This window comes from Streptomyces sp. NPDC005151, from assembly GCF_053599875.1.
This window is the reverse complement of sequence record NZ_JBSFYR010000104.1, coordinates 1-23,602: the sequence shown is the minus strand read 5'-3', so window position 1 is coordinate 23,602 and position 23,602 is coordinate 1. Positions and strand designations below refer to the sequence as shown.

Annotated in this window: 22 protein-coding genes and 2 pseudogenes; 18 read left to right on the top strand and 6 right to left on the bottom strand. The window is 69.7% G+C overall.

Annotation, left to right across the window (positions count from 1 at the left end; translation table 11 throughout):
- Window positions 1–201 precede the first annotated feature (201 nt).
- From ACWD6R_RS34475 to ACWD6R_RS34430, 10 genes are all read left to right on the top strand, one after another.
- The gene (locus ACWD6R_RS34475) at window positions 202–972 is read left to right on the top strand and encodes an enhanced serine sensitivity protein SseB (RefSeq protein WP_451822330.1); all 771 of its coding nucleotides are present in this window, start codon (window positions 202–204) and stop codon (window positions 970–972) included.
- Between the two features lie 275 nt (window positions 973–1,247).
- The gene (locus tag ACWD6R_RS34470; RefSeq protein ID WP_451822329.1) at window positions 1,248–2,030 is read left to right on the top strand and encodes an enhanced serine sensitivity protein SseB C-terminal domain-containing protein; all 783 of its coding nucleotides are present in this window, start codon (window positions 1,248–1,250) and stop codon (window positions 2,028–2,030) included.
- Between the two features lie 476 nt (window positions 2,031–2,506).
- Window positions 2,507–3,511: an ABC transporter permease gene (locus ACWD6R_RS34465; protein ID WP_451822328.1), complete on the top strand. Its 1,005-nt coding sequence runs from the start codon at window positions 2,507–2,509 to the stop codon at window positions 3,509–3,511.
- A gap of 95 nt (window positions 3,512–3,606) precedes the next feature.
- Window positions 3,607–5,382 carry an ABC transporter substrate-binding protein gene (locus tag ACWD6R_RS34460; RefSeq protein ID WP_451822327.1) on the top strand — a complete coding sequence of 592 codons (1,776 nt, stop codon included), beginning with the start codon at window positions 3,607–3,609 and terminating at the stop codon, window positions 5,380–5,382.
- A 144-nt stretch (window positions 5,383–5,526) separates the two neighbouring features.
- Window positions 5,527–6,528: an ABC transporter permease gene (locus tag ACWD6R_RS34455; protein WP_451822333.1), complete on the top strand. Its 1,002-nt coding sequence runs from the start codon at window positions 5,527–5,529 to the stop codon at window positions 6,526–6,528.
- Window positions 6,525–7,625, top strand: a complete 1,101-nt coding sequence (locus tag ACWD6R_RS34450; protein WP_451822326.1) for an ABC transporter ATP-binding protein — start codon at window positions 6,525–6,527, stop codon at window positions 7,623–7,625. The genes ACWD6R_RS34455 and ACWD6R_RS34450 overlap by 4 nt, the downstream gene beginning before the upstream one ends.
- Window positions 7,626–7,660: 35 nt before the next feature.
- Window positions 7,661–8,938, top strand: coding sequence for an ABC transporter ATP-binding protein (locus tag ACWD6R_RS34445; protein WP_451822332.1), 1,278 nt, complete (start codon window positions 7,661–7,663; stop codon window positions 8,936–8,938).
- A gap of 18 nt (window positions 8,939–8,956) precedes the next feature.
- Window positions 8,957–9,628 (top strand): trimeric intracellular cation channel family protein, encoded by a 672-nt coding sequence (locus tag ACWD6R_RS34440; RefSeq protein ID WP_451822325.1) that lies wholly within the window; start codon window positions 8,957–8,959, stop codon window positions 9,626–9,628.
- An 88-nt stretch (window positions 9,629–9,716) separates the two neighbouring features.
- Entirely contained in the window at window positions 9,717–10,562 is an 846-nt protein-coding gene (locus ACWD6R_RS34435; protein ID WP_451822324.1) for a thioesterase family protein, read from the top strand.
- Between the two features lie 48 nt (window positions 10,563–10,610).
- On the top strand, window positions 10,611–11,609 hold the full coding sequence (locus ACWD6R_RS34430; protein ID WP_451822323.1) for a helix-turn-helix transcriptional regulator: 999 nt from the start codon (window positions 10,611–10,613) through the stop codon (window positions 11,607–11,609).
- 54 nt (window positions 11,610–11,663) lie between these two features.
- On the opposite strand, the gene ACWD6R_RS34425 is transcribed toward ACWD6R_RS34430, so the two are convergent.
- Complete coding sequence (locus tag ACWD6R_RS34425) at window positions 11,664–12,299, bottom strand: TetR family transcriptional regulator (protein WP_451822331.1); 636 nt, start codon at window positions 12,297–12,299, stop codon at window positions 11,664–11,666.
- Between ACWD6R_RS34425 and ACWD6R_RS34420 the strand changes: the two are divergent.
- Window positions 12,258–12,467, top strand: a pseudogene (locus ACWD6R_RS34420) (helix-turn-helix domain-containing protein); the annotation flags it as partial. The gene ACWD6R_RS34425 and the pseudogene ACWD6R_RS34420 sit on opposite strands and share 42 nt — an antisense overlap.
- A gap of 52 nt (window positions 12,468–12,519) precedes the next feature.
- Here ACWD6R_RS34420 and ACWD6R_RS34415 read toward each other — a convergent pair.
- Window positions 12,520–16,344, bottom strand: a complete 3,825-nt coding sequence (locus ACWD6R_RS34415) for a S8 family serine peptidase (protein ID WP_451822322.1) — start codon at window positions 16,342–16,344, stop codon at window positions 12,520–12,522.
- A 36-nt stretch (window positions 16,345–16,380) separates the two neighbouring features.
- On the opposite strand from ACWD6R_RS34415, the gene ACWD6R_RS34410 reads away from it, so the two are divergent.
- Both ACWD6R_RS34410 and ACWD6R_RS34405 read left to right on the top strand, forming a co-directional pair.
- Complete coding sequence (locus tag ACWD6R_RS34410) at window positions 16,381–16,560, top strand: hypothetical protein (protein ID WP_451822321.1); 180 nt, start codon at window positions 16,381–16,383, stop codon at window positions 16,558–16,560.
- A 142-nt stretch (window positions 16,561–16,702) separates the two neighbouring features.
- Window positions 16,703–17,872, top strand: a complete 1,170-nt coding sequence (locus tag ACWD6R_RS34405; protein ID WP_451822320.1) for a cysteine desulfurase family protein — start codon at window positions 16,703–16,705, stop codon at window positions 17,870–17,872.
- Here the strand turns inward: ACWD6R_RS34405 and ACWD6R_RS34400 are convergent.
- Window positions 17,869–18,552, bottom strand: coding sequence for an N-acetylmuramoyl-L-alanine amidase (locus ACWD6R_RS34400; RefSeq protein WP_451822319.1), 684 nt, complete (start codon window positions 18,550–18,552; stop codon window positions 17,869–17,871). The genes ACWD6R_RS34405 and ACWD6R_RS34400 overlap by 4 nt on opposite strands.
- A gap of 61 nt (window positions 18,553–18,613) precedes the next feature.
- On the opposite strand from ACWD6R_RS34400, the gene mnmA reads away from it, so the two are divergent.
- The 4 genes and pseudogenes from mnmA (at window position 18,614) to ACWD6R_RS34380 (ending at window position 21,191) form a co-directional block, all read left to right on the top strand.
- A complete protein-coding gene (gene mnmA / locus ACWD6R_RS34395; protein WP_451822318.1) occupies window positions 18,614–19,744 on the top strand; it encodes a tRNA 2-thiouridine(34) synthase MnmA in 1,131 nt (376 codons plus the stop codon).
- Window positions 19,745–20,233: 489 nt separating this feature from the next.
- A complete protein-coding gene (locus ACWD6R_RS34390) occupies window positions 20,234–20,410 on the top strand; it encodes a type I restriction-modification system subunit M N-terminal domain-containing protein (RefSeq protein WP_451822317.1) in 177 nt (58 codons plus the stop codon).
- A 146-nt stretch (window positions 20,411–20,556) separates the two neighbouring features.
- A pseudogene (locus ACWD6R_RS34385) lies at window positions 20,557–20,814 on the top strand (transposase); the annotation flags it as partial.
- Between the two features lie 152 nt (window positions 20,815–20,966).
- A complete protein-coding gene (locus ACWD6R_RS34380) occupies window positions 20,967–21,191 on the top strand; it encodes a GNAT family N-acetyltransferase (protein WP_451822316.1) in 225 nt (74 codons plus the stop codon).
- A gap of 66 nt (window positions 21,192–21,257) precedes the next feature.
- Here the strand turns inward: ACWD6R_RS34380 and ACWD6R_RS34375 are convergent, their stop codons facing one another.
- The 3 genes from ACWD6R_RS34375 to ACWD6R_RS34365 form a co-directional block, all read right to left on the bottom strand.
- Window positions 21,258–21,497 carry a hypothetical protein gene (locus ACWD6R_RS34375; protein ID WP_451822315.1) on the bottom strand — a complete coding sequence of 80 codons (240 nt, stop codon included), beginning with the start codon at window positions 21,495–21,497 and terminating at the stop codon, window positions 21,258–21,260.
- A gap of 129 nt (window positions 21,498–21,626) precedes the next feature.
- Window positions 21,627–21,821 (bottom strand): DUF397 domain-containing protein, encoded by a 195-nt coding sequence (locus tag ACWD6R_RS34370; protein ID WP_451822314.1) that lies wholly within the window; start codon window positions 21,819–21,821, stop codon window positions 21,627–21,629.
- A gap of 12 nt (window positions 21,822–21,833) precedes the next feature.
- The gene (locus tag ACWD6R_RS34365) at window positions 21,834–22,628 is read right to left on the bottom strand and encodes a helix-turn-helix domain-containing protein (RefSeq protein ID WP_451822313.1); all 795 of its coding nucleotides are present in this window, start codon (window positions 22,626–22,628) and stop codon (window positions 21,834–21,836) included.
- A 340-nt stretch (window positions 22,629–22,968) separates the two neighbouring features.
- On the opposite strand from ACWD6R_RS34365, the gene ACWD6R_RS34360 reads away from it, so the two are divergent.
- Complete coding sequence (locus ACWD6R_RS34360) at window positions 22,969–23,427, top strand: ATP-binding protein (protein ID WP_451822312.1); 459 nt, start codon at window positions 22,969–22,971, stop codon at window positions 23,425–23,427.
- Window positions 23,428–23,602 lie beyond the last annotated feature (175 nt).

The window sequence follows — 23,602 nt, the reverse complement described above, 5'->3', positions numbered from 1 at the left end:
CCGACGCCCCGCACCCCACCACCACGTGGGCAAACCACCCAAAACGAATGCCCGACGGAACGCAAGAAAGGATCAAGCACCTTAAACGTCAAGCTGAGGGACGGGACAGCCTTTTGGTGCTCGGTCGTCCGTCAGCGCGGAGAGGCGCGCCGGAGTTACTGTTCAGCGGCAAGGCATGAGGTGAGAAGGGGAAGCAGCGCAGTGGACATTCCGGCACCGGTCCAGAACCATCCGCAGAGCGGATGGCCGGCCAATGAGCTCGAAGAGGCGCTGGTTGCCTCGCTGGGCAGCCCGGAGGCGGGCGGCCGGCTCGTAGAAGTGCTCGGCCGCAGTCACCTCTGGGTGCCGCTTCCCAACGGCGGGGGCCCCGATGCCCCGTCGCTCGACCTGCCGACGGTGGAGATCGACGGCGCTCCGTACGTCCCCGTCTTCAGCTCCGAACATCAGTTCCTGCAGTGCGTCGGCACCCAAATGTCCTTCACCGTTGCGCCCGCCGTCGAATTCGCCCGCGGGCTGCCCCCGCAGCTCGGCATCGCGGTCAACCCGGGCGGCGCCGTCGGCATGCCGCTGCCGCCGCCCGCCGTCGCCGAGCTCTGCCGCGCCGGACGCACCTTGCTGGACGGGCCGGCCACCGGCGGCCGGGTCCGGCTGTACGAGCCGGACTGGCAGGGGGAGCCCGTCGACTTCCTCGCGGCCGCGGCCGGGGAATTCGAGGAGAGCGGCGTCGTGCGCACCGCCCGCCGGACGATGGCCAGCATCGAGGGCGGCGATCCCGTTCTCTTCATAGGCGTCGAGTTCTCCACCTGGGACGGCGCGGGGCGCAACGCCCCGATGGACGCCCTGGGCCGCGTACTGGGCCGTGTCGAGGTGCCCTGGCCGGTCAATCTGATCCTGCTCGATGTGGCGCAGGACCCGGTCGCCGACTGGATGCGGGCCAGGATCCGGCCGTTCTACGAGCGCGAGGGTTACTAGTGCCGTGATTGGCAATGCCTGCCCCATAAGGAGCGTCGTCCAGCGGGCGTGCTGGGCGGTGCGACGGGGGCAAAGTCTGCCGGGAGGGGCACTGGAGCGCGGAGTCCCCGGCTCCGGGGATTGCGGGCGCGACCCCGTCGACCTGTGGTGTCAAGTCGGTGTCAGGGGTGCCGCATAAGCTGGTTTGATGGCTAGTGCCTCGGCCACCGAGCCGCACCCGTGTGCCCCGGGAGCGGCAGGCCGACACAGTGGATCGAAGAGGGGCGGGACCCAGGGTGAGTGCGTCAGGCACCGCGGCGGCCGGGCAGGTCGAGCACATGCTGCGCCAAGTGACGCCCGGGCGCTACGACGCGTACGAGGCACTGCTCCGGGCGCTCGCCGGCGACCGGATCTGGATGCTGCTCTGGCACGGCCGGGCGGGCTCGCCCGACGCCCAGTACGGGAACATGGAGGTCGACGGGCTGGGCTACGCGCCCTGTGTGACCTCTGCCCAGGAACTCTCGGCCAGCGGCTGGAACCGGGCCCATGAAGTAGTCACCGGACTCGACATCGCCCGCGCTCTCTTCCCGGACCGCTGGGGCATCTGGCTCAACCCGCACGCCCCCGGTGGCGGCGTCGGCGTCCCGTGGCTGGATCTGCGCCGTATCGCCACCGGCCTCGACCGGATGCCCGCGGGACCGCTCCGGCTCACCGAGCCGGCCATCGAGATCCCGCAGTTCTACGCCCTGCTCTCGCAGAACGCCCATCACACCCCCGCGATCCGCTCCCTGCGCCGGGCCTGGGTGCAGCCCGCGCTCGGGGTGCCGTACCTCGCCATCGGTCTCGATCTCTACGACACGAGCCAGACCTCCGTCGACGCGGTGCGCGCGATGATGCAGCAGTCGATCGGCGCGGTCCCGGACGGGCTGCCCGTTTCCACCGTCGCGATGTCCGACGAGTACGACCCGGTCGCGATGTGGCTCCGCGCCAATTCCCGCCCGTTCTACGACCGCGAGGCCCATGCCCCGGCCGCCCCGGCGGCGGGGCACGGCTATCCGCCGCCGCAGGGCGCGTACTGACCCTGCCGGCAGTGAAGTCGTCCGTCCCCGGCACCCGAAATCCCGCTGTGCGCACCTGACGTCCGGAATTGCTGCTGTATGCATCCGACTTCCGGAATGCGGTCACGCGTGCCCTTCCGTGCTCGGGCCGATCCGTGTGTCGTCGGCCTCCCACCACGGGCTCGGACTTCCCATGTCCGAGATTTCCGTGCTGGGTGTGTCTGGTGGTGAAAGCGGCGTGAATCTACGCGTGTGCCCCCTTCCGCCTCAACTGACCTGTGTTCGAAGGGCGTTCACATGCGTCCGGATAACGGAACACCCCTGACCGCATCACGGTTAGGCATCCATTCGCCTGTTGCTATGGCTACCTCACGCGACCGCGATGAAGACTCCCGCAGCAAGGGCGTCTTGCCGCCTCTGCGTACGACTGACTCATCGAGCCGCCACAGCGGCCAGTTCGGCCCGGCCACCGCCGGTTGAGAGGGGTCCTTGCCACGATGACGGCACCACTGCACGAGCCGACCACGGAAGCGGACCCGATCGCGACCGGCGGTCCCGCAGTCGACTCCGGGGTGAAGAAGGTCGAGGGGCGCTCCCTCAAGCAGATCGCCTGGAACCGCCTCAAGCAGGACAAGGTCGCTCTGACGGGTGGCATCGTTGTCCTCGTCCTGATCGTGGTGGCCGTCTTCGCGCCCCTGATCGTGGGACTGCTGGGTCACCCGCCGAACGACTTCCACCAGGACAAGCTCGATCCGCTGACCAATCTCCCCACGGGTTCCCTCGGTGGTGTGAGCGGCGACTTTCTCTTCGGTGTCGAACCCAACAAGGGGCGCGACATCTTCAGCCGGATCGTCTACGGCGCCCGGATCTCGCTGATTGTGGCGTTCCTGGCGGCCCTGGTCGCCGTGGCGCTCGGCACGCTCTTCGGGATCGTCGCCGGCTACTTCGGCGGCTGGGTGGACGCGCTGATCAGCCGGGTGATGGACGTGCTGCTGTCCTTCCCTCAGCTCCTCTTCATCATCTCCCTCGTCTCGGTCCTCCCCGACGACCTGCTGGGCCTCACCGGCAGCGGGGTGCGCATCGCCGTACTCGTCGCCGTCATCGGTTTCTTCGGATGGCCCTACGTGGGCCGCATCGTCCGGGGCCAGACCCTCTCGCTGCGCGAGCGCGAGTACGTGGAGGCGGCGCGCAGTCTCGGCGGCGGGCGGACTCACATCCTCTTCCGTGAGCTGCTGCCGAACCTGGTGGCCCCGATCACCGTCTACGCGACGCTCATGATCCCCACCAACATCCTCACCGAAGCGGCCCTCAGCTTCCTCGGCGCCGGTGTCCGGCCGCCCACGGCCTCCTGGGGCGGAATGCTGAGGGACGCCCTGGAGACGTACGAGCACGACCCGATGTTCATGGTCTTCCCCGGCGTGACGATCTTCATCACCGTACTGGCCTTCAACCTCTTCGGGGACGGGCTGCGCGACGCCCTGGACCCCAAGGGGACCCGATAACCCACGACTTGCCCCTGCCGCACTGTCAGGTGGCTCTTCCCATGGTTCTCCGGCAAGCAACGGCCTGGGACCGCGATCTCGGAGGTTACGAGAAAATGTCCACAGTTACCTCGAAACGACGGCTCACCGCTGGTGCGGCCCTCGTGGTCGCGGCGCTGATGACCACCGCGGCGTGCGGCGGCGGCAGCGACGACGGCGACAGCGGCGGCAAGACGAAGGCCGCCGGCTACAACGCCGCGTTCAACAAGGTTGCCAACGCTTCCGCCAAGAAGGGCGGAACGCTGAAGTTCATCGGCAAGCAGGACCTCGACTCCGCGGACCCGCAGCGCACCTACTACGGCATGGCCTGGGACTTCCAGCGCTTCTACACCCGCCAGCTGATCACGTACGACACCAAGCCGGGCCAGGCCTCCACCAAGCTCGTCGGCGACCTCGCCACCGGCTCCGCCACCATCTCGGACGACGGTAAGACGTACACGTACAAGCTGCGCCCCGGCATCACCTGGGAGGACGGCTCCGCGCTGACCTCCAAGGACATCAAGTACGGCATCGAGCGCATCTGGGCGACGGACACCATCACCGGCGGCCCGCAGTACCTGAAGCAGGCGCTCGACCCCAAGGGCGAGTACAAGGGCCCCTACAAGGACTCGTCCCCGGACAAGCTCGGCCTGAAGACGATCGAGACGCCCGACGACACCACCATCGTCTTCAAGCTGCCCAAGGCCAACGGTGACTTCGAGCAGTTCCTCGCCATGCCGACCGGCTCGCCCGTGAAGGCGTCGAAGGACACCGGCGCGAAGTACACCCAGCGCCCGTTCTCCTCCGGCCCGTACAAGTTCGCGTCGTACAAGCCGGGCAAGAGCATCGAGCTCGTCCGCAACGACAAGTGGGAGAAGTCCTCGGACCCGGTGCGCGCCGCGCTGCCCGAGAAGATCAGCGTGACGATCTCCGCCAACCTGGAGGAGAACGACAAGAAGCTGATGGAGGGCGACTACGACCTCGACCTCAACGGCACCGGCATGACCCAGTCCGGCCGCGTCACCGCCGTGTCGGATCACAAGGACAGCGTCGACAACATGCAGACGTCCTTCGTCCGCTACGTCGCGCTCGTCCACACGGCCAAGCCGCTGGACAACGTCCACTGCCGCAAGGCCGTCTTCTACGCCACGGACTTCGCCGGCCTCCAGCAGACCCGCGGCGGCGAGATCGCCGGTGGCGCCATCGCCAACAGCACCCTGCCGGCCTCCATCAAGGGCCACAGCGACTACGACCCGTACGGCGTCCTCGCCCGCAAGGGCAAGCCGGACACGGCCAAGGCCAAGGAAGAGCTGAAGGCGTGCGGCCAGCCGAACGGCTTCTCCACCAAGCTCACCGCCCGTAACAACAACCCGGGCGAGGTCGACACCGCCGAGGCGCTCCAGGAGCAGCTCGGCAAGGTCGGCATCAAGATCGAGGTCGACCCGATCGACGGCGCCGAGGCATCCAGCATCACCGGTTCCCCGTCCGTCGTGAAGAAGCGCGGCTACGGCATGACGATGAGCGGCTGGGGCCCGGACTTCCCGTCCGGCCAGGGCTTCGGCCAGCCGCTGTGGGACAGCCGGTTCCTCGCGGACACCGGTAACTACAACGAGTCGCAGCTCAAGGACCCGCAGATCGACAAGCTCTTCGACGACGCGATCGCGGAGACCGACCCGGAGAAGGCCGGCGAGATCTACAAGTCCCTCGACAAGCGGATCCTCGACCAGGCCGACTGGATGCCGTTCATCTACGAGAAGAACATCACCTGGCGCGGCAGCCGGCTGACCAACGTCTACATGTCCGACGCCTACAACGGCCGCTACGACTACGCCGCGCTCGGCGTCGTCAAGTAACCGCTGTAGTCAACAGTATTTGCAGTCAACCCGGTTGACTGCCCCACCGCCGCCGAAACCCGCCAGTCCGAAGGGCAGGTGATGGCCGGGGCGGTGGCCGGGAGCCCCCACAAGGGGTTCCCGGCCACCGCCGGGCCGCGCACAGTGCTTGCTTATCTCATCCGGCGCCTGTTCGCCGTACTCATCATGGTGCTCGTCGTACTGCTCGCGACGTTCACCATCTTCTTCATGCTGCCTAAATGGGCGGGTCAGGACGTCGCAGTCCTCTTCGCCGGCAAGGCCACCGGAGTCGAGCAGCTCCAGGGCATCCGGATCAAACTGGGTCTCGACGACCCCCTTCTCGTCCAGTTCTGGGACTTCGTCAAGGGCATCCCGATGGGGCGCGACTACGCGAACGGTGACGACGTCACCCACTGCGCCGCACCCTGCTTCGGCTACTCCTTCCGTACCGAGGTACCGGTCTGGACCACCCTCAAGGACGCCCTGCCCGTCACCGGCGCGCTCGCCGCCGGTGCCTGCGTCCTGTGGCTTCTCGGCGGCGTCGCCACCGGTGTCGTGTCCGCGCTGCGGCGCGGCAGCATCTGGGACCGCGCCGCGATGACCACCGCCCTCGCCGGCGTCTCCCTGCCGATCTTCTTCACCGGCATGGTCGCGATGGGCCTGTTCGTGCACAATTTCGGCTGGGTGCACATCGCCGACAACCTCTCCACGGACGACAGCATCGGCGCCTGGTTCCAGACACTGATCCTGCCGTGGATCGTGCTCGCCTTCCTGAACGCCGCGATGTATGCCCGGCTCACCCGGGCCACCATGCTCGAAGTGCTCGGCGAGGACTACATCCGTACCGCCCGCTCCAAGGGCCTGGGCGAGGGCAGTGTCATCACCCGGCACGCCCTGCGTTCCGCGATGACGCCGATCCTCACCGTCTTCGGCCTCGACATCGGCGTGCTCCTCGGTGGCGCCGTCCTCACCGAGTCCACGTTCAACCTGCCGGGGCTCGGTCTCGCGGCTGTCCAGGCCATCAGCAACAAGGACCTGCCCGTGATCCTCGGCGTCACCCTGTTCGCGGCTCTCGCGATCGCCGTCGCCAACCTCGTCGTCGACATTCTGTACGCCGTCATCGACCCGCGAGTGAGGCTGGGATGACCGAACTGCACAAGAGCGGTGCCGCGCTGGGCGAACCCGCCCCGGCCGGCTCGCCCGCTCCCACCGCCTTCCTCGAAGTGCGCGACCTCAAGGTGCACTTCCCGACCGACGACGGACTGGTCAAATCCGTCGACGGGCTCAACTTCCAGCTGGAGAAGGGCAAGACCCTCGGCATCGTCGGCGAGTCCGGCTCCGGCAAGTCCGTCACATCGCTGGGCATCATGGGCCTGCACACCGCGGGCCAGTACGGCAAGCGCAAGGCACGGGTCTCCGGTGAGATCTGGCTGGACGGCAAGGAGCTGCTGTCCGCGGACCCGGACGAGGTGCGCAAGCTGCGCGGCCGCGACATGGCCATGATCTTCCAGGACCCGCTGTCCGCGCTGCACCCCTACTACACGATCGGCAAGCAGATCGTGGAGGCCTACCGGGTCCACCACAACGTGGACAAGAAGACGGCCCGCAGGCGGGCCATCGAGATGCTCGACCGGGTGGGCATCCCCCAGCCGGACAAGCGCGTCGACAGCTACCCGCACGAGTTCTCGGGCGGTATGCGCCAGCGCGCGATGATCGCGATGTCGCTGGTCAACAACCCCGAGCTGCTGATCGCGGACGAGCCGACCACCGCCCTGGACGTGACCGTCCAGGCGCAGATCCTCGACCTGATCCGGGATCTGCAGAAGGAGTTCGGCTCCGCCGTCATCATCATCACGCACGACCTCGGCGTCGTCGCCGAGCTCGCCGACGACATCCTCGTGATGTACGGCGGGCGCTGCGTGGAGCGCGGACCGGCCGAGAAGGTGTTCTACGAGCCGCGGCACCCCTACACCTGGGGTCTGCTCGGTTCGATGCCGCGCCTCGACCGTGAGCAGACGGAGCGGCTCATCCCGGTCAAGGGATCTCCGCCCTCGCTGATCAACATTCCGTCGGGCTGCGCCTTCAACCCGCGTTGCCCGTACGCGGATGTGCCCAAGGACGACGTCACCCGCACCGTGCGGCCCGAGCTGCAGGAGGTCGGCAGCCGGCACTGGGCGGCCTGCCACATGTCGCAGGAGCAGCGGGAGCGTATCTGGACCGAAGAGATTGCGCCCAAGCTGTGAGCGAGGACAAAGCCGTGACGAGCGAGGACAAGGGCGTGGACGTCCCTGCGCAGAGGTCCGCGGGAAGCGGCGGCGCCGGCCGGGACGCCGCCTCCCGTGAGGTACTGCTCAAGGTGACCGGGCTGCGCAAGCACTTCCCCATCAGGAAGGGCCTGCTGCAGCGCAAGGCCGGCGCCGTGAAGGCCGTCGACGGAATCGACTTCGAGGTGTACGCGGGGGAGACCCTGGGCGTCGTCGGCGAGTCCGGCTGCGGCAAGTCGACGATGGGGCGGCTGATCACCCGGCTGCTCGAACCCACCGAAGGCACCGTCGAGTTCGGCGGCAAGGACATCACGCATCTCGGCGTCGGCGGCATGCGTCCGATGCGCCGCGACATGCAGATGATCTTCCAGGACCCGTACTCCTCGCTGAACCCCCGGCACACGATCGGCACGATCGTCAGCGCCCCCTTCAAGCTCCAGGGCGTCAAGCCCGAGGGCGGGGTCAAGAAGGAGGTGCAGCGACTGCTGGAGGTCGTCGGTCTCAACCCGGAGCACTACAACCGGTATCCGCACGAGTTCTCCGGCGGTCAGCGCCAGCGCATCGGGATCGCCCGCGCGCTCGCGCTCAACCCGAAGCTGGTCGTGGCGGACGAGCCGGTGTCGGCGCTCGACGTGTCGATCCAGGCACAGGTGGTGAACCTGCTCGACGACCTCCAGTCGGAGCTGGGTCTCACGTACGTGATCATCGCCCACGACCTCTCGGTGGTCCGGCACGTCTCGGACCGGATCGCGGTCATGTACCTCGGCAAGATCGTGGAGCTGGCCGACCGCGAGTCGCTGTACAAGGCGCCGATGCACCCGTACACCAAGGCACTGCTCTCCGCGGTGCCGATCCCCGACCCGAAGCGCCGGTCGGCCAAGAGCGAGCGGATCCTGCTCAAGGGTGACGTGCCGTCGCCGATCTCGCCGCCCAGCGGCTGCCACTTCCACACCCGCTGCTGGAAGGTGACCGCGGCCTGCACGACGCTGGAGCCGCCGCTGGTCACGCTGAAGACCGGGCACCAGGTGGCCTGCCACCACCCGGAGAACGCGCCGGACCAGATGCCGGGCGATACCGCGCTGGACTCGGCGCGGGACGCGGTGGAGATCGTGGCTCTGAAGAAGGAGCCGGAGCCGGAGCAGGAATCGGAGCCGACTGCCCCGGAGGCCCCGGAACCGGCTGCCACGGAGGCCCCGGCCAAGATCACCAAGGGCTCCGAGGAGACCGTGGCCGACGAGGAATCACAGGATGCGACGGACTCCGGGACCTCGCAGGACAGCCCCAAGGAGTAGAACCGGCACAATTGCCCGGTGCTCAACGAACTGTTCACGCCCTCCGTCCAGCATGCGCTCGACATCGTCGGAATCTTTGTCTTCGCGATCTCCGGCGCACTGCTCGCCGTACGCAAGAACTTCGATGTCTTCGGCATCGCGGTACTCGCCGAGGTGACAGCGCTGGGCGGGGGGCTGTTCCGTGACGTGATCATCGGAGCGGTCCCGCCCGCCGCCTTCACCGATCTCGGCTACTTCCTCACCCCGCTGCTCGCCGCCGGCCTGGTCTTCTTCCTGCATCCGCACGTCGAGCGGATCCAGGTCGCCGTCAACGTCTTCGACGCGGCGGGCCTCGGGCTGTTCTGTGTCGCCGGCACCGTCAAGGCCTACGACTACGGCCTCGGTCTCACCGCATCGGCTGCCCTGGGCCTGGCCACCGCGGTCGGCGGCGGTGTGCTGCGTGACGTACTCGCCAACGAGACGCCGTCGCTGCTGCGCTGGGACCGCGATCTGTACGCGGTGCCCGCGATCGTCGGCGCCACCATGATCGTGCTGTGCATCCGCTTCGACGCGCTGAACGCCTTCACCAGCGGCAGCGCCGCGATCACCGCTTTTGTTCTGCGGCTGCTGGCGATGCGCTTCCACTGGCGGGCGCCCCGCGCCTACAACCGTTCCTCGGCCACGGCGGAGGAGAGCTCCGCGGCCACCTGACCGGACACCCCGTGCCCGCGATATGCCGATACCTCGACGACTCAAAAAAGCTACCGCTCAGTAATGCGCTCGGTGTACGGTGCATCTCATGGCACAGGCAGCTCAGGCACTCATCGGTGACAGCGAGTTCGACAGGGACACCGCCGTCACCCTTCGCGAAGAAGGCGTCTACGACGCCGAGCTCTCCGCGGGCTGGACGATCATCCGCGCCGTCAACGGCGGGTATCTGCTGGCCATGCTCGGCCGCGCGCTCGGCGAGGCCCTGCCTCACTCCGATCCCTTCTCGGTCTCCGCGCACTACCTCACCGCGTCCGTCCCAGGACCCGCGGTGATCCGTACGCATGTTGTCCGCACCGGCCGGACCCTCTCCACCGGCCAGGCGTCCCTCTTCCAGTACGCGGAGGACGGCACCGAGGTCGAGCGCATCCGGATCCTTGGCACCTACGGCGACCTGGACTCCCTCTCCGACGACATCCGTACGTCGGCGAAGCCGCCGACCATGGCGCCGATCGAGCAGTGCTTCGGCCCGGGCGACGGCCCGGCGCCCATCCCCGGAAGCTCCGCGATCACCGAGCGGCTCAGCATCAAGCTCGACCCGTCGACCGTGGGCTGGGCCGTCGGCGCACCGTCCGGCAAGGGCGAGATGCGCGGCTGGTTCGGCCTTGCGGACGGCCGCGACGCCGACCCGTACTCCCTGCTGCTCACCGTCGACGCGCTGCCGCCGACCTCGTTCGAGCTGGGGCTCAAGGGCTGGACGCCGACCATCGAGCTCACCACCCACATCCGCTGCCGCCCGGCCCCTGGCCCGCTGCGTGTCTCCATCACCACCCGCAACCTCGCGGGCGGCTTCCTGGAGGAGGACGCGGACGTCTGGGACAGCGCGGACCGCCTGGTGGCCCAGTCCCGCCAGCTGGCGCGCGCACCGCGCTCCTGACGGCTGGCGGCGTCCGGGGAGGGGTGGCGGACGGGAGAAGCTGGTGAGGTGAAATCCGACCGGCTGCTCTCGATCCTCCTGCTGCTCCAGACCCGCGGCCTGGTGACCGCCACCGAGCTCGCCGAGCGCCTCGAAGTCTCCGTACGCACCATCTACCGGGACATCGAGGCGCTCTCCGCCTCCGGCGTCCCGGTCTACGCCGAGCGCGGGCGGCACGGCGGCATCGCGCTGCTGCCCGGGTTCCGTACCGATGTCACCGGGCTCACCGCCGACGAGGCGCGCGCCCTCTTCGTCCTCGCCGCCGAGGGCGCCCATGCCGCGCTCGGCCTCGACGAGGCGCTCGGCTCCGCGCTGCGCAAGGTGATGGCCGCCCTGCCCGAACCGCACCGGCCCGCCGCCGAACTGACCAGCAGGCGGATCCTGGTCGACCCGGTGCGCTGGATGAGCGGCCCGCGGCCGACCGTCGATGTGGCCGAACTGCACGAGGCCGTCCTCGCCGACCGGCGGTTGCGGCTGAACTACCGCCACAGCGGTACGAGCACCCCGCGCGCCTACACCGTCGATCCGTACGGCCTCGTCGTGAAGGCGGGCGTCTGGTACCTGGTGGCGGACCGGGACGGGGTGCCCCGGCTCTTCAGGGCCGACCGGGTGCGGCGGGCCGAACTCGCGGACGAACCGGTCGTGCGCCGGCCCGGGGTGGAGCTGGCGGACCTGTGGGGCGCGCTGCGCAGGCAGGTCGACGAACGGCCGGGGCGGGTACGGCTGCGGGTACGCGTGCACCGCTCCCGGCTCGACCTCTTCGTGCGCCTGCACGGCGGGGCGCTGACGGGGGAGCCGAGCCCCGAGGGGCCCGATGGGCGTGAGGCGGGCGAGGAGGGCGGGGAGTGGCTGCGGGCGGAGTTGGCGGTCGACTCGGTCGAGTGGGCCCGCGCCCTGCTCTCCTTCGGCCCGAACGTGGAAGTGCTCTCGCCGCCCCAGGCCCGCGACGTCCTCGCCCGCCACGCGGCAGCGGTCGTGGCGCTGTACGGGCAGGCGGGCCGGGCCTGATCCGAGCAGGAGACCTCATGGACCATCGGTCCGGCCTGATCCGAGCAGGAGACCTCATGGGCCATCGGTCCGGCCGGCGCCGTCCAGCCAGTGCAGCCTGCCGAGGGTGACCAGTCTCAGCCGGCGGCGGGCCACCCCGGCCACCTCCCGCTCGCCGTCCGGTCCCGCGTCCAGCAGTGCCGACGCGGTGATCACCATGTGGTCGACATAGAGGCCGCCGAGCATCAGCAGGTCCTCTTCGCTCCAGCCCCGGGACTGCGGCTCCTCGGCGAGCGCCGCCGCCACCTCCTCGGCGAACCGCCGCAGCTGGGCCGCTATGGCCGCGCGGACCGGGCCGACGCCGCCGTGCTGTTCACGGGCGATGAAGCGGAAGTGGGCGGGCTGCTCGCCGACATAGCGCATGATCAGTTCGATGCTGCGGTCCAGGCGTTCCTCGCTGTCGCCGGTCTCGGCGAGCGTCGCCCCGATCATCCCGTGCAGGCTGCCCAGCGCCTCCTCGACGAGCGCCACACCGAGCGCCGCGGTGTCGTCGAAGTGCCGGTAGAAGGCGGTGGGTGTGACGCCCGCGGCCCGGGTCACCTCGCGCAGCCCGATGCCGCTGAGGCTCTGGTGCTCCAGGAGCCCGAGCGCGGCATCCAGTTCGCCGGCGGAATGGGACCGGGCGGCAGTCGCGCCGACGACGAGCGCTATATGCTCTCCCTGGTTGTCGCGGGCGTCGCGGACAAGGCGATCGCCACCCAGCTGGGTGTCAGCCACCGCACGGTGCAGCGCCGGATCACCGCGCTGATGCAGCGGGCGGGCGCGACGACGCGTACGCAGCTGGTGTGGCAGGCGGCGCGGCGCGACTGGCTGTTGTAGGACGCACGGAAGCCGCGACCGGGGCCGGTCGCGGCTTCCGGGATCTCGCGTACTACCTCAGCGCGTACGCCCGCTCGATCTCCTGCGTCACCTCGTTGCCCGCGTCGTCCCAGGCGCGGACCCGCAGCGTGACGTACCCGCTGGTGCGGGCAGTCGAGGGGTGGGTGACCCGGACACGGTAGGCGCCGTCGCCCCGGGCGGAAGTCCTCGCCGCCTGCCAGTGCCCGCCGTCGTCGTACGAGACGGACACCTCCATGCCCTTCACGGAACGGCCCGTCAGACCGTCCTGGTGGCGGGCGCTCACTCCGAAGGCGAAGGACCCGGAGTCAGGGGCGGAGCCCTGGAGGTCGGTGGCCACGTCGTAGTCGAGCTGGAGGAGGGGAAGCAGGGACTCCTTGCCCTCGGCCGGGCGAGGGGCCGTGAACGACCAGCGGGTGCTGGTGGCCCGCGAGAGGGTGCGCTCGGGGCCGGTGCGCTTCACGTCCAGGTCCAACCGGTAGCGGCCGTCGTCCCCGCCCGCGGGGAAGACGCCCCACGCCCGGGAGCCTTCGGCGAGGATCTCGCCGTCGCGACGCAGTACGGCGCGGGTCTCGTCGGGGTAGGGGGTGTCGGCGTCCTGGCGGGGCAGGGCGTAGCCGTAGTGGTCGGAGGCGGTGTCGGCGAACTCGGGGATCCCTATGGTCAGCCGGTCGCCCTTGCGGTGGGCGAGCCCTTCGACACCTCGGGGGATCGCCGGGCGCACCACGGGGGCGTACCAGCTCTCCGTGGCGTGCTCACCGGGCCGGTAGGTGCGCAGGGGGCCGAACATGCCGGTCCCCGCTGCCTGGATCGCCCAGGTGTTGCGGGGGTTGACCCAGTGCAGCCACCGGGTGTCGGCGGGACCGCTCAGGTACTCCGTCCGCACCTGCCCGGTGCGGACGTACCGGGCCTGAATGGAGAGTTGCACATCCTCCCCCTCCCACGGACGCCAGGACAGCCGGTCCTCCGCGACGTAGCGCGCCCCGCCCGTGTCCGGGTAGCGCGAGACCACGGTGGCCGTGTTCTTCGGCCCGACCTTGTGGACCACGTGCTCGGGGACGCGCTGTTCGGAGAGCTGCACGACGTCGTAGAGGTAGGGGCTTTCCGGGGTCCCCTTCAACTCCAGCACGGTGCCCGGCGCGCGCAGCCGCTGCGCGGCAGCGTGGGAGGCGTACAGCCCGATCGCGGGCAGCCGCTGGCCCACCGGCTGCCAGGGCGTGGTCGCGTACCAGTTGCCGCCGGCGGTGGTGACGGCGGCCGCGGCTCCGGCTCGGGCGGCCGAGGTCACCGCCTCGTCGTACTCCACCCCCTCCAGTTCCACGAGCACCGCCGCTCCGCGGACGTCTATGCCCCGTGCGCGCAGCGCCGCGTAGTCCTCGGGGCGTCCGTGCCCGGCGTCCACCACCCGCAGGCGCCGCACGCCTTCCACAGCGGGGGAGTTGTGGAGCAGACGGACGGGGACACCGGCCGCGGCGGTGGCGGAGACCGCGCGTGCGCGGAGCATCGGTGCGGTCAGCTGCCAGCGGGAGGAGAACTCGAAGGTTCCCTCGGTGAACTCCTCGGTGGGCGTGACGTAGAGGAGCTGTCCGCCGCTGTGTCCGCTGGTGAAGAAGCTGGCGAACTCCCGGTCGCCGGTTTTCCAGTGGGTGGAGAAGACCAGCGGGCCTCGCTGTTCGGCCCGCTGGGGGGTCTGGATCTTCACGGGGACCGCTTTGCGTGCGTCGAGCACCAGGTCCGTGGCGCCGCCCACCCGCAGGTGGGGGTTGACCACCAGGCTGTTGGTGACGTTGTCCTCCGTGTGCTGCGTGATGACGCCGTGCAGGTAGTACATGCCCTCGGGCATGTCCACCGTCAGGCTCTTCCCCGCCGGCACCTCCTCGACGACATCGAAGCGGCCCGTGGGGCCCAGCAGGATCAGCGGGAAGATGGTCGCCGGCTGCCCGGCGCGGTCGATGCCGCGCACGGTGACCTTGTGCGTGACCGGGTCCTTCACCGCGGAGAGAACGGTGTGCGTGACGGCCTGCCCGTCGGCCGAGGTGGCGGTGAGGCGACCGCTGTAGACGCCCTCCGGCAGCGCGGGTGCGTCGAGGGTCACGGTCACGTCGGTGGTGCCGTGGGCGGGCACGGTGACCTGCGCGGGGGTGCCTATGGCGCCTGCCGGGGCCGGGGAGCCGTAGAGCTTGTCGAAGGTGGTGTCCAGGGTGAGCGACACGGGCGCGTCGCCGTCGTTGGTGTAGGTGACGCTCACCTGCCGCGGGCCCGAGTCCGGTGCCAGGGCGCCGAAGGTGGTGGTGCCGGTGGCGCGCACCTGCTGGCGCACCGAGCGGGCCACGTCCACCCGGCCGGTGCCCTGCTCGTAGACCGTCTGGTCGGGGGCGGTACGCGTCGTGCTCATCAACGCGTCCTTGAGCTGCTGGGCGCTCCAGTCGGGGTGACGCCCGGCCAGGATCGCTGCCGCGCCCGCCACGTGCGGGGTCGCCATGGACGTACCCGACGCGGCGGTGTAGGCCGCGTCCACCGGGTTGCCCATGGACGTGCCGGCCGCGCGGGCGGCGACGATGCCGACGCCGGGGGCGGTGAGGTCGGGCTTGATGCCGTTGTCCCCGACGCGCGGGCCGCGGCTGGAGAAGGGGGCCAGCTTGTCGTCGCGGTCGACGGCGCCCACGGTCAGCGCGCTCGCCGCGGCGCCCGGGGAGCCCACCGAGTAGTCGGAGCCCGCGTTGCCCGCCGCGACGACGAAGAGGGTGCCGGTCTCCTCGCTGAGGCCGTCGAGGACGAGGCTGAGTACGTCCGTGCCGTCGGTGGGCTGGCCGCCCAGGCTCATGCTGACGATGTCGGCGCCCGAGTGGGCGGCCCAGTCCATGCCGCCCATGATGGCGGAGTACGAGCCGGAGCCGCCGTCGTCGAGCACCTTGCCGATCAGCAGCCGTGCCCCCGGTGCCACGCCCTTGCGCGAGCCGCCCGAGGCGGCGCCGCTGCCGGCGATGGTGGAGGCGACGTGGGTGCCGTGGCCGTGGCCGTCGTTCGCGGTGGGTCCGTCGGTGAAGTTGCGTACTTCGCCGAGTTTCCCGGCCAGGTCGGGGTGGGTGGCGTCGACGCCGGTGTCCAGGACGGCGACGGTCGCGCCGTGTCCGTCGTAGCCGGCCTTCCACGCCTCGGGCGCACCGATCTGCGCGGTGCTGCGATCGAGGGAGGCGTGGACCTTCGCGTCCAGCCACAGCTTCTCGACGCCGCCCTCGAAGGCCGCGTTCTTGAAAGAAGAGTTCTCGGAAGCGTTCTTCGCGCCGCCCTCGGCGCCGCTCTTGGCGAGCGCGTCGTCGTCGATGGCCTTCCAGAAGCGCCCGGCCTGCCTCTTGTCCGCCTTCAGTGCCGAGCCGCGCAGGCTCTTGATGACCAGGCCCTTGCGCGAACCGGTGGGCGCCCCCTTGGACGTGGGGTTCGTGCCGCCGGTGTAGCGGGCGATCAGCGGGATGGCGGAGGTGTGGGCGTCGTCGTACCCCTGCTTGACCAGGGAGGTGATGTTGAACAGCTGCCGGTCCAGTTTGCCGGAGGCGATGTACGGGAGCGCGGCGCGGGGCAGCACGTACAGCTGCTTGTCGATCTCCAGCTGGGTGAAGTCGGCCTGCGAAGCGCCCGAGGCCGGCTCGACGGAGACGGCCTTCCGGCCGCCGGGGAAGGTCTCCAGCCGCACCCGGTCACCGGTCACGAGCGTGACGGAGCTGACCTGGGGGCGGCCGGCGGAGTTCGCGCCGACGGAGGCGGGCGCCAGGGCGGCGCTCGCGCCGGAGGAGGTGGGGGCCAGGGTGGCGATGAGGACTCCTGCCGCCAGTACGGCGGCAGAGCGATACCGTCTGTGCATCGGAACCTTTCCAGGAGGCAAGGAAATGGACACGCGGTGCGGCTCAAGACTGGGGCCCCACTGATCGGCCGCACCAGCCTTTTCCGTGCCGTGCTTGCGACATGTCGCCAAAACGACACGGCGCGCCCCACCGCGCGTACCGGCGGAGTCACCGGGGCCGAGCGGCCCCTCCTCGACACCGGCAACGGCCTCGTCGCCCGGGACTTCGCCGGCTGAACCGGGCGCGGAGCCCGACGCCCTCCCCGCCCGGACGGGCCCGGGAACGGGGCGAGGAAGACCGCACCCGGCCGTGCGCGGGTGCCGGGGCACGATGCGCCCGCCGTACGCCCCGCCGCGGGCTCGTAGAATCGAGCCCACCATGGCTTACCTCGACCACGCCGCGACCACGCCGATGCTTCCGGAAGCGATCGAGGCGATGACCGCCCAGCTCGCCGTCACCGGCAACGCGTCCTCACTGCACGCCGCCGGGCGCCGGGCCCGCCGTACCGTCGAGGAGTCGAGAGAGACCCTCGCCGACGCCCTCGGCGCACGCCCCAGCGAGGTGGTCTTCACCTCCGGCGGCACCGAGGCCGACAACCTCGCCGTGAAGGGCCTCTACTGGGCCCGCCGCGACGCCGACCCACGGCGCACCCGCGTTCTCGCCGGTCCCGTCGAGCACCACGCGGTGCTGGACGCCGTCGACTGGCTCGCGGAACACGAGGGCGCGACCGTCGAATACCTCCCCGTCGACACCTACGGACGCGTCCACCCGGACGCGCTGCGCGAGGCGATCCTGCGCAACCCCGACGACGTCGCGCTGGTCACCGTCATGTGGGCCAACAACGAGATCGGCACCATCATGCCGGTACGTGAACTGGCAGCCGTGGCCAACGAGTTCGACGTGCCGATGCATGCCGACGCGGTCCAGGCCTTCGGCCAGCTGGACGTCGACTTCGCCGGCTCGGGGCTGGCCGCGATGACCGTCAGCGCGCACAAGATCGGCGGCCCGTTCGGCATCGGCGCGCTGCTGCTCGGCCGCGAACACACCCCCGTACCCGTGCTGCACGGCGGCGGCCAGGAGCGGCATGTGCGCTCCGGGACCCTCGACGTGCCCGCCGTCGCCGCCTTCGCGGTGGCCGGACGGCTCGCCGCCGAACGGCGCGAGGAGTTCGCCCGCGAGATCGGCGGGCTCCGCGACGAGCTGGTCGCGGCCGTGCTGGCCGCGGTCCCCGACGCCATCCTCGGCGGCGACCCCGCCCCCGGCGGCCGGCTCCCGGCCAACGCCCACTTCACCTTCCCCGGCTGCGAGGGCGACTCCCTCCTGCTGCTGCTGGACGCCCAGGGCATCGAATGCTCCACCGGCTCCGCCTGCACGGCGGGCATCGCCCAGCCCAGCCATGTGCTGCTGGCCACCGGCACCGATCCGGACCTGGCCCGCGGCACGCTGCGGTTCTCGCTCGGCCACACGTCGACCGAGCAGGACGTCGAGGACGTGGCACGGGCGATCGGGCCGGCGGTCGAGCGCGCCAGGACGGCGGGGCTCAGCTAACGGCCTCCAGCGGCTGTCCGTACCAGCTTGAGATACCGGTCCCAGTCCCAGTGCGGACCGGGATCGGTGTGGTCCGTGCCCGGCACCTCCACATGCCCGATGATGTGCTTGCGGTCCACCGGAATCCCGTACCGCCCGCATATCGCGGCCGTCAGCCGCGCCGACGACGCGTACATCGCCGCCGTGAAGTCCTGCGGCCGGTCCACGAACCCCTCGTGCTCGATGCCGACACTGCGCTCGTTGTACGACCTGTTCCCGGCGTGGAACGCCACATCCAGCTCACGGATCATCTGCGCCACATGGCCGTCCCGGCGCACCACGTAGTGCGCCGCCGCCCCGTGGTCCGGGCTCTGGAAGACCTTGACCGCGCCGCGGTAGCTGCCCTGAGTGACATGGATGACGACCCGGTCGATGCCGTAGTCGGCGGGGCGGTCCGCCCGCCGCCAGTTCGCCGGGGACGCCGCTATCCACTCCGCCCCGGCGTAGTCCAGCTCACCCGGCTTCCGGGGCTTGTTGACTCCCGGCAGCCGCCACCAGGCATGCTCCAGCTTCGTCCGCGCCAGCGCCGCCGTGCCCACGGCCGTGACGGCAGCGCCGATCAGCAGCCCGCGCCGGCTGATGCCGTGCCCCGCCTTCGCCCCTGCGGAGCCCTTGGCGCCCGCCGTCCCCTTGGTCCCCATGTGACCGACAACGCATATCCGCGAGCGTTCGGTTCCCGGCGACCCGTACCCTGGTGGAGCTATGAATCAGACTTCCCCGCGCCCCCTCCGGGTGCTCGCCGCCATGTCGGGCGGTGTCGACTCCGCCGTCGCAGCGGCCCGCGCCGCCGAGGCGGGCCACGACGTGACCGGTGTGCACCTCGCCCTCTCCGCGAACCCGCAGTCGTTCCGTACCGGAGCGCGCGGCTGTTGCACCATCGAGGACTCCCGCGACGCCCGCCGCGCCGCGGACGTCATCGGCATTCCGTTCTACGTCTGGGACCTGGCGGAACGCTTCCGTGAAGACGTGGTCGAGGACTTCATCGCCGAGTACGAGGCGGGCCGCACCCCCAACCCGTGTCTGCGCTGCAACGAGAAGATCAAGTTTGCGGCGCTGCTCGACAAGGCGCTCGCCCTCGGCTTCGACGCCGTCTGCACCGGCCACTACGCCACGGTCGTGCTGAACGAGGACGGCAGCCGTGAGCTCCACCGCGCCTCGGACATGGCCAAGGACCAGTCGTACGTCCTCGGCGTCCTGGACGAGAAGCAGCTCGCCCACGCCATGTTCCCGCTCGGCGACACCCTCACCACCAAGGAAGAGATCCGCGCCGAGGCGGAGGCCCGCGGCCTGGCCGTCGCGAAGAAGCCCGACAGTCACGACATCTGCTTCATCGCCGACGGCGACACCCAGGGCTTCCTGGCCGACCGCCTCGGCGGCAAGGCCGAGGGCGACATCCTCGACGAGTCCGGTAACAGGCTCGGCACCCACGAGGGCGCCTTCGGCTTCACCATCGGCCAGCGCAAGGGCCTGCGCATCGGCCACCCGGCCCCCGACGGCAAGCCGCGCTACGTCCTGGACATCTCCCCGGTGAACAACACGGTGACGGTCGGCCCGGTCGAGGCCCTCGACGTCACCGCGCTGACCGCCATCAAGCCCCGCTGGTGCGGCACCGTCCCGGTCGGCCCCGGCACCTACACCGCCCAGCTCCGCGCCCACGGAGGCGAGACCGAGGTGACCGCCGAGCTCGTGGACGGCACACTGAACGTCACCTTCGCCGAGGCGGTACGGGGCGTGGCCCCCGGCCAGGCCGTCGTGCTGTACGACGGCACCCGCGTGGTCGGCTCGGCGACGATCGCGACGACGGTGCGCCGGGAGACCGCGGTGGCCGGCTGATCGCCGCAGCGGCTGATCGCCGGGGCTGGCACTGCCAGGGCGGCCGTCATAGGCTGCTGCTGCGGATCGTCCGCATCTGATGTACGTACGACGGGGTCCGCCTCCCCGTCCCGCCGGGAGGCCGAGGGTGCAGCTGCGTTTCCGGGTGGCCAATCACCAACCCGAGCTTCAAGAACTTTCGACAAAAGGAATGACAAGAGCGTCGAGGGCGACCGTCGCAAGGCGCTGAATGACCGGGAGACCGCGGCCGTCGACCACGCCAGGAGCCTGGTCGGGCAGTGCGATGATGGCTCCTGCAAGGCGAACCAGCCCAAGCACCGTCCCTTCGAGCGCGGGAAGCCACCCAAGTCCACCGCGGCCTGGGCCGCCCGCTGGGGCCATGCCGCCGACTGCTCGGTCCTCTCCCGCGAAGGAATGGCGCGTAGCCAGAATCACCCTGCCCGAACTCGAGCGGCGTCTCTTCTCGCTGCCGGCATTCTGCGCGGGCGGATGGACGCCTCCGAGTACCAGGACTACATCTTCGGGATGCTGTTCCTGAAGCGTGCCTCGGACGAGTTCCAGCCCGAGTGGGAGCGGGTGTACGAGGAGGCCAAGAAGGGTATGGGCGACGCGGCGAAGGCCCTGAAGCGTACCAACGACGCCGACGCGTACCCTCGTGTCTTCTAAGCTTGTCGTTTATCGTCCGGCGTCGAACGCCACCTCGAACTTGACCGGTGTTTTAGCAGTTCAGCAGACATGCGGGCGGCTTTCGCCCGATCCTGTGCTCCGACCAAGGAGCGCACGTGACCGTGACGAAGGCCGTGGAGTCGAGTCTGCTGGACGAGGGTGTTCGCCGGGAAGCGTTCGCGCAAGCGTCACACTTCCGGTCGGAGTTCTATGCGTGCCTGACCAGGCGGGGCGACGAGTTGTTCGAGCTGTGCGACGCACTGCTGTGCTCGGACGGGCCGGTACGAACCTTGGTCGATCTCGCGCTCGCACCTGAGCATCGCCGTGGGCACGGCGCGTTGTATGACGGGCTCAACTGTGGCCGCGTCGACGTGGCACGGCTGCGAAGGACACTGGCCGGGCTGCACGGAGACGGAGCGGTACGGCAGCGCGGTGGCCACCGCCTTCGACCGGCTCCACCCGAGACTGACCCGTCGCGCCGCCTGGCTTGCCCACGGCGCCGAGCTGCCGATCATCGAGGGGACCGTAATTCGGCTCAAGGTCGACCGTCTGCCCAATGGTGCGGACCCCACGCCGCGGCGTCGGAGATCGGTTGATAGCGGCAGTCGAAACGTGGGCCCTGCAGTCGGGTGCTACGACGCTGAAACTCGCGGTGATCCCGGGCAACGAGCCGGCCATCGCGCTGTATCAGCGCAACGGCTTCGTCGTCGCGGGAGAGCTCGGAGACCTGTTGTCCGATGGTGTGACCAGGGAACGCGTGATGGTAAAGGTGCTTCGCTGACGAGACGACACACGAGCTCGGCGGATCATTCCGCCCGCTTGCGTGGCCGGAGGACACCTGGCGTCTTCAGATGTCTGAGGTGGCGAGGTAGAGGCCGCAGGCACAGTCCAGCGCTTTCTCAGGAGTGCCGACGAAGCTGCCGGTGGGCAGCATGCTGTCTTCGTACTTGTCGGTGCTGGCGAGGTAGAGGGCGAAGCCCCAGGTGCTGGCGGATCCGCTGTAGCGCAGACGCATCAGCTTGACGCTCTCGCCGTCGGCGAATTCGCCGTCCACGTAGGCGAACTCGCCGCGGTGGCGGACGTGCACAGCGGCCAGCTGGGGCCCAGGCGGTACGGGCTCGCGCGGTGAGCTTCTGGGCGAGGGAGGTCTTGGTCGACTCCGGCACGGTGGGTATAGGGGGCACCCTGCCTTGCCCGTTGCTGCCGCCTGCTTCCGTCAGCCGAGTTCGGACTTGTCGGCCTTCACTCCGAGCACAAGGGCGCGTAGCGCTGCCCGGTTCGTCGATATGACAACAGTCGGGATCTCGCTCTCGCGGAGGGCGATGTGGTCCGCGTTACCGGCGGAAATCTCAACGCAGTTGTTGCCGCCACCGGCGCAGAAGGACGAGCGCTGCCATTCACGTTCGGGCATTGTCTGGACCTCTCACAACTCGCGGGCGATGGACCGGATGAGTGCGCGCGACTCATCGTGAGGGAGCGCCGAGCGCACCATCAGGTCCAGGAGAGAACGATAGTTCGCAAGCGGCGTCGGAGCATCCAGGAATTGGGCGCCGAACGACGTATCGAGTTGGACGGTGTCCAGCTGCCGGACGGGGCCCTCCGCATAGAGGATTGACTGCCCGGCCCCGTGGAAGGCCCCCGCGCTGAACGGAATGACAAGCAGTGTGACGTGGTCCTGCTCGGATGAGTCCGCGAGGTGCTCCAGTTGTCGGCGCGCCACGTCGCGACCGCCGAACTCCAGCCGCAGTGCGGCTTCATGAATGATGCCGGTGTACGGCGTTGGCCGTTCTCCGTCAAGGACGGCTTGACGGCTCATGCGGTGCGCGACGCGCAGTTCCACCTCAAGGCGTGGCAGCGGTGGAACCGCGAAGTCGAAGATTGCTCGGGCGTGCTCTTCGGTCTGGAAGAGGCCAGGCAGGTGCACAGTCTGTGCCGTCATGATGCGGGTCGCGTAGTGCTCGATCTCGGACACATCGAGATGTCCGTCGGGAAGCTTGCCCCGGTATTCGTCCCACCAGTGCTTGGAGCGACGACTGGCTGCCATCGAGGCGAGCGCATCGATCAGCGCCTGATCCGAACACCCGTAGTGGCATGCGATTTGGCGCAGTCGTTCTTCGCTGAGTCCCGTACGGCCTGCCTCGATGTTCGAGATCATTGTCCGGTCAGCGCCAAGTAGCGCGGCAGCGCCCTGAATCGAGATGCCAGCCTGCTCGCGCATGCGGCGCACCTCGGTCGCCAAGCGGCGAGAGCGCCCGGTGAGGGCGTTTCGTGGAGCCATGGGTCCTCTCTCTTGCGCACACAGTCTTACAGGAGCATTGAAGTGCGGTCTAGTGAGCCAAAGTTGAACTCACTCATTCGTGAATATCTACTCACATGTGAGTCAGATGGCTTTAGTGTGTGACCCGCACCACTCGCAGGCTGCCGTCGCAACGGAAGCGCACCGATCCGCCCCGCCCGCCCGGGAAGGCGGCCCCTGGACCGGCATTGCCACCACCCGACAGCAACCGCCCGTGGCGCACTCACACTTGTCACTGCTCGCACGCACCCAGGAGGTGCCCGTGAGGACTGAACCCACCCCCGGCATCCGCCCCCATCCGGTTCCCATCGCGTTCACCGAACCGTGGAGCTACGAACTCAGCTTCCCCTGCGACCCGCGCAGCCCCCGTATCGCCCGCACTACCCTCAGGGCCATTCTCGGTGCTCATGAACTGGGCGAACTCACCTACCGCGCGGAGCTGTTGGCGTCCGAACTGACCACCAACTCCGTACGGCACACCAAGGGGCCCGCCACCATACGGCTCCAGTGGCGGCACCCCGTGCTCCGGGTCAGCGTGTGGGACATGAGCCCGGATCTTCCCAAGCCGTATGCACCGCCTGCGCACCCCGACGCCGAAGCCGGGCGGGGCATGGCCATCCTCGAACTCGTCGCCGACCGCTGGGGAGGGTGTGCCATAGGGGAAGGGGCGTACGGACCGGGCGGCAAGACCGTCTGGTTCGAGCTCGCCATCGGCGCCTGATGGGAGATACGGATCAGGGGGATGTCCGGGTTCGTTTCCGCCGACAGGCGAGCCCGACGGTGCTGGAATCAGCGACCTCTGACCCGAATCCGTAGGTAGTGGCCGATGCTCCGTCAGGTGACGGGGCTTCGGTCGTTTCGGGCTGGTGAGCGAGGTGGGGGCAGGCCGGTGGCCC